This window comes from Acinetobacter sp. CIP 101966 (assembly GCF_000369725.1).
Lineage (GTDB): Bacteria > Pseudomonadota > Gammaproteobacteria > Pseudomonadales > Moraxellaceae > Acinetobacter > Acinetobacter lwoffii_Q.
Genome location: NZ_KB850166.1, coordinates 1 through 4,958, shown reverse-complemented (window position 1 = coordinate 4,958; position 4,958 = coordinate 1). Strand labels below are relative to the sequence as shown.

6 protein-coding genes are annotated in these 4,958 nt (G+C 36.6%); 5 read left to right on the top strand and 1 reads right to left on the bottom strand.

What is annotated here, in order from left to right:
• Positions 1 to 58: 58 nt before the first annotated feature.
• Entirely contained in the window at positions 59 to 478 is a 420-nt protein-coding gene (locus tag F891_RS16605; protein ID WP_004282303.1) for a conjugal transfer protein TraD, read from the bottom strand.
• Positions 479 to 757: 279 nt separating this feature from the next.
• Here F891_RS16605 and F891_RS18135 point away from each other — a divergent pair, with 279 nt between their 5' ends.
• From F891_RS18135 to F891_RS16580, 5 genes are all read left to right on the top strand, one after another.
• The gene (locus F891_RS18135; RefSeq protein WP_004812002.1) at positions 758 to 913 is read left to right on the top strand and encodes a hypothetical protein; all 156 of its coding nucleotides are present in this window, start codon (positions 758 to 760) and stop codon (positions 911 to 913) included.
• Positions 913 to 1,842 (top strand): MobA/MobL family protein, encoded by a 930-nt coding sequence (locus F891_RS16595; RefSeq protein WP_004282296.1) that lies wholly within the window; start codon positions 913 to 915, stop codon positions 1,840 to 1,842. Before F891_RS18135 ends, F891_RS16595 begins: the two co-directional genes overlap by 1 nt.
• On the top strand, positions 1,839 to 2,339 hold the full coding sequence (locus F891_RS16590) for a hypothetical protein (protein ID WP_004282297.1): 501 nt from the start codon (positions 1,839 to 1,841) through the stop codon (positions 2,337 to 2,339). Before F891_RS16595 ends, F891_RS16590 begins: the two co-directional genes overlap by 4 nt.
• An 81-nt stretch (positions 2,340 to 2,420) precedes the next feature.
• Positions 2,421 to 3,236: a hypothetical protein gene (locus F891_RS16585; RefSeq protein ID WP_004282298.1), complete on the top strand. Its 816-nt coding sequence runs from the start codon at positions 2,421 to 2,423 to the stop codon at positions 3,234 to 3,236.
• A gap of 1,076 nt (positions 3,237 to 4,312) precedes the next feature.
• Positions 4,313 to 4,921 carry a LysE family translocator gene (locus F891_RS16580; protein ID WP_004282301.1) on the top strand — a complete coding sequence of 203 codons (609 nt, stop codon included), beginning with the start codon at positions 4,313 to 4,315 and terminating at the stop codon, positions 4,919 to 4,921.
• Positions 4,922 to 4,958 lie beyond the last annotated feature (37 nt).

The following is a 4,958-nucleotide window of genomic DNA, read 5'->3' as shown; positions in this document are numbered from 1 at the left end:
TAATCGTATAAGCGCTATATGTATGGCTAGTATAGCTATGTTCCTGATAATAAGGTAACTAGACTCTATTTTTTTTCTTATTATGATTTAGGACAGCTTGTCCTAAATCCTTCCAAATTTCCCATTTCATATCATTTGGGTCGATTTCAGCAGTTTTAAGCAGAACTCCAAGTAATTCTGCAGGATCACGCTGATCTAGGTTAGCAATCTCAAAAAGTGCGCCTAATTGGATAAGGTGGCGTGTACGAGCTTTTCGTTCAGCTTCCTTTTCTGCATTCAATAATTTTCTAACTGCAACTTTTTGCTTATTTGCTCGATCTATTGCTTTTTCAGCTTTGATTAAGGCATTAATTTTTTTCTCTTGGTCAGGTGTTCTGTACTGAATTTTGGCTAATTCAAGTAAAAGTTTTTGAGCATCATTAGGGTTCTTTAAAGCAGAAATATAGGTGATTTTTTCAAATAGCCATTCATTATTCATATTTAATTCCTTGATTCAGATACCGCAAAATTACAGGCTCAATACTCAAAGAACGATAACAAAATATTTACGTTCGAGTAACGTAATTTTGTTAAAGTCGTTCTAGAGATTGTCGCCTGCACTTCCATCAAAAATTTGATGGCGCGCTTAGACGTTTCTCAATTTCATTGAGAAACCTAAGCACGTTAGGGACTTCATCCCTAAAACCCTGAAACTTATTTTTTTCGTTCAATTGAAAATTGAATGAAAAAAATAAGTACCAAAGCTAGGAGCAACAGCATGCAACTAAAACAGGTATTGGGAAAAATCAAAGATATTACTTTTGGCGTGATCGCAGCACCGCTAATCATCATCATTATGATGTGGGCTTCGATACTTGATCAAAGAGCGTTTAAGAAAGAGCGCAACCGAAAAAAGGAACAGGATAAAACCTAATGGCGATTGCTCGTTTAAGTGTCAAAGTCGGTAAGGCAGGTAAAGCAGCACCGCATGCCGAATATATAGATCGGGATGAAGAAAAGAAGCTGAAACAGGAACAGGCAGAAACTGATCTTGAACATAGTGCTTATGGAAACATGCCGAAATGGGCTGAACATAATCCGATTACCTTTTGGCAGGCAGCCGACCTTTACGAGCGTAAAAATGGCAGTACCTATCGAGAATATGAAATTGCCCTGCCTAGAGAGATGAATGCCGAGCAACGCCTAGAACTGGTTGAGGACTTCATTCAGTCTGAGATCGGCTCAAAATATCCGTATCAATTTGCGATTCATAACCCTAAAGCAATGGACGGCAAGGATCAGCCTCACGTTCACCTCATGTTTAATGAACGTCTGCAAGATGGAATCGAACGAGATCCAGAGCAATATTTCAAACGCTATAACGCCAAGAATCCTGAACGTGGCGGAGCTAAAAAAGACAATACGGGCAAGGGTTACCAGGAACGAAAAACTGATATTAAAGACCTACGCCAAAGATGGGCTGATTTATGCAACAGCCATTTAGAAAAACACCAAATTGACAGTCGTATTGATATGCGAAGCTACAAAGAGCAAGGCATAGAGAAAGAACCCGAAAAGAAACTATTACCAAGCCAAGCTAAAGACCCTGAAATCAGGGAAGCCTTGCAACAGTCACGTATAGCCTATAAAGAGCTTGAGCAACTAGATTTAGGCGACCCTAAAAAAGACCTGAAAGACCTCAAAAACAGCCCAATTTCAGATAAAGAAATTAAACAGGGTATTGAGAGCTTTAAGGCTGATTTTGACAGCTTTAAACAGCTTGCTTTGGAACAGTACAAACAGCAGCAGAAATTAGAAAGAGAGCAACAGAAAACAATGAAGTTTAGAGGGATGAGCCGATGACACCTGATGAAAAAAAGCTATATGCACTGATGGCAGTTGCAGAACAACAGCAGAACCTAGTCAATCAGGCCGTTAAAGAGCTTCAAATCACGAAAGAACACATTCAAAGCACTATTGCTGGGCAAACCCACCACACTATATCAAAAGCGGTAAATGAGGGCTTACAGGACGGTACAGCAGAACTTATTAAGACCGCTAAAGCGCTTGGACGCTTGAAAAACTCGATTGAATCAGCCAATGATCAATTTTCATGGAAGTTAATCACCACTTTCTTAGGTGTTTTTTCAGTTCTCATACTGACTATGACGTGGCTATTTGCATCTTATATTAAGCCTTTAGAGAATATTCCAAAGATCGAGAGTTTAAGGCAGCAAGGTATTCAGTTTGATATTCAAAGTTGTGCCGTTGGAGAAGAGTCCAAGCCCTGCGTCCGAGTGATGAAAGAGCAGTGTGGCTATGGGAAGCATGGGGATTTATGCGTTATTGACCCCAAATAGCTGAATCTGAAAATGAAGGCTCTAAGCACTCATTTATAATTTTTATTATGTTTAAAATTAGTGGAAGTTAAGGAAATTATTATGTTAAAGCAATCAAGTTTAGAAAGAACAGAGTTTAAGGAAGAAGAACTTGCGCCCATTAAAAAGCTTGATTTGAATGATTTGAAAGTTCCTATGCCTAAAAACCTTGATCAGTTACTGATTTGGACATCCGAACTTGCTCAATATAATTATGCTCAATTCCTTGACCAATCCGAACAGCTAAAACTTGTTGATGAAGACAACCTGGAAGAACAGGCGGAAATCAGTCAGAAGCTTAGGTTCTATAGAGGTAATGCGCTTATAGAAAACCAAATCAAAGATTTCTATTTGAAAAAGTTACTTGATCAAGGGGAGGCAACAGTCAAAGGTTATATTAAAAGTCCGACTAAGAAAAATACCCGATATGCTGTAATTTCTTATCATGACTATGATTTTGTAAGCTTTGCTACTCCAGAGATTCTTAATAAATTTCCAGCCGATCTCATCAATTTCGTGCAAAAGGAAACACCTAAGACATTAGCGGACATATATCCTGAAGAAGCCGTGTTCTTATCAGCTATCAAAAAATTTATAAAACCTTTTAAAGAACAGTATAAAAAATTGGCTGATAAGAACAGGGAAATTAAGGAGCACAATACAGTTGCTCATAAAATTTATATAAAAATTAAAAATAAGGAAGCAACTTTGCAAAAGCCAACAGAGTCAAAGCCTAAAGAATCTAGTCCAAAGACTACTGAAAATAGTGCTGTCCCAGTAGAGATGAAGCAGGGAACCATTCAGAAAAATATGGCTCCACAAGAAAAGCCACTTACTGTGATTAAGAAGCGAAAATTTGCTTTAAACAAGGATAAGTAACTTGTAATGTAAAATTCTAAACAAAAACCCCTCTAAGTCTTGCAACTTAGAGGGGTTTTCAAGTAAATTCAGCGGTACGCAGTTATTTGATGCTACAACATCAAGTAACGAAGATCATAAGGTTTGACGACCGTTATGATTTCACCAAAAGGCTTGTACCTGAACTCTATTTTCACAATAAACAGTGTTTATATCAAGCCTCAAAATGATAAGTCTTCGTTAATTCGTGTTTTAAACCATCAAATAAGCATCCTAGATCGAGCTTTGCCCGCTTCTGCGTGTCCGTTTTACGGTCGGCATGCAGTACGTGTGGTAGGAATAAGTGTCACTGGCGTATTGTAGCTATAGTCGAAAGGCTAAACCGCTTACAGGGGAACTTCACATAGGCGGAGCGTTAGGAGTAGTTACATAGGACTTGTTAAGTTGCATGTTGGGGAAACCCTCGCAGAGATACAGGCAATGTAACGACAGGGAGCGCGTGGAGCGAGGTGCAAGACTTTGAGTCCTTGTCTGCATAGTCAGCAAAGCTATGTGCGGATACGACCGATATACGTGGCTCCGAAGCCAAATATATACAGGTAAATCGGCAATACTTAGGGGATATGTCATTTTTTCAAATGGCTGCCCTTAGGGTGAGTATTGCCGAAACTCTCTCAACCGTTTCCAAAGCCAAAGCACGAAGTGCGACGCTTTGGAAACGGTTGAGAGGTTGAGTTCATTTGTTTTTCTTTTATATATGAGCTTTAGAAAAAACTAACTTGCCTTAGGCTATTTTTTTATTTTACTTTTCTTGTGAAAAGTTTTACTTTATTTTCCTCCAATTACTACAAATGAAGAAGATTATTATGGAGACTTTGATATAGAGTTTTCTAATTTCTGGACAAATAGCAATTACTACTGCATGTTTACAGGGTTTAAATCCTATCCAAACTCAGTATATCCAAAAATACTTTATGATAATAAATATGATAAAGCTCGAGAATATATGCAAGAGTTAAAGAAACGTGAGGATAATCTCTTGGAAAGTTTACCAAGTACTTATGAATACCTAAAACATCTACACAGTAGAAAATAATATGGAACTTTATACAATTATTTTGTATAGTTTTTTTTGCTTTATAGGGGCCATTTTACCTGGCCCTACATCTTTATTGGCCTTAAATCTAGGTCTTAATAATTCTATAAAAGCTGTTTTTCTAGCTAGTATTGGAGCAGCGATAGCTGATTTTCTGATTATTTGTGCTATTGGTTTTGGACTAAAACAAATAATTGATGATTTTCCTATAATTTTTGAGGTAATAAAAACTCTAGGATTTTTCTACTTAATTTTTATCGCGTATATGATATGGAAATCAGAAAACAGTATTTCTGAACATAAAGATGATACTCATAATATATATAGATTACCTATAAAAGGTTTTTTAACAGCAATTTCTAATCCTAAAGTACTTGTATTTTTTATTGCATTTTTACCCCAATTTATTGATCCTAATTTAAATATATCTTATCAATACATAGTTCTAGGTATCGCTTCTTCGATGATAGATATAATTTGTATGACAATATATGGATTATTGGGAGTTAAATTATTATATTTTTTTAAGGATAAAACTAATCTACTTTATCTTAATCGTATAAGCGCTATATGTATGGCTAGTATAGCTATGTTCCTGATAATAAGGTAACTAGACTCTATTTTTTTTCTTATTATGATTTAGGACA

Coding starts and splice junctions, on each gene's coding strand:
- F891_RS18135 (WP_004812002.1), top strand. CDS start 758: ATGCAACTAAAACAGGTATTGGGAAAAATCAAAGATATTACTTTTGGC.
- F891_RS16595 (WP_004282296.1), top strand. CDS start 913: ATGGCGATTGCTCGTTTAAGTGTCAAAGTCGGTAAGGCAGGTAAAGCA.
- F891_RS16580 (WP_004282301.1), top strand. CDS start 4,313: ATGGAACTTTATACAATTATTTTGTATAGTTTTTTTTGCTTTATAGGG.
- F891_RS16585 (WP_004282298.1), top strand. CDS start 2,421: ATGTTAAAGCAATCAAGTTTAGAAAGAACAGAGTTTAAGGAAGAAGAA.
- F891_RS16605 (WP_004282303.1), bottom strand. CDS start 478: ATGAATAATGAATGGCTATTTGAAAAAATCACCTATATTTCTGCTTTA.
- F891_RS16590 (WP_004282297.1), top strand. CDS start 1,839: ATGACACCTGATGAAAAAAAGCTATATGCACTGATGGCAGTTGCAGAA.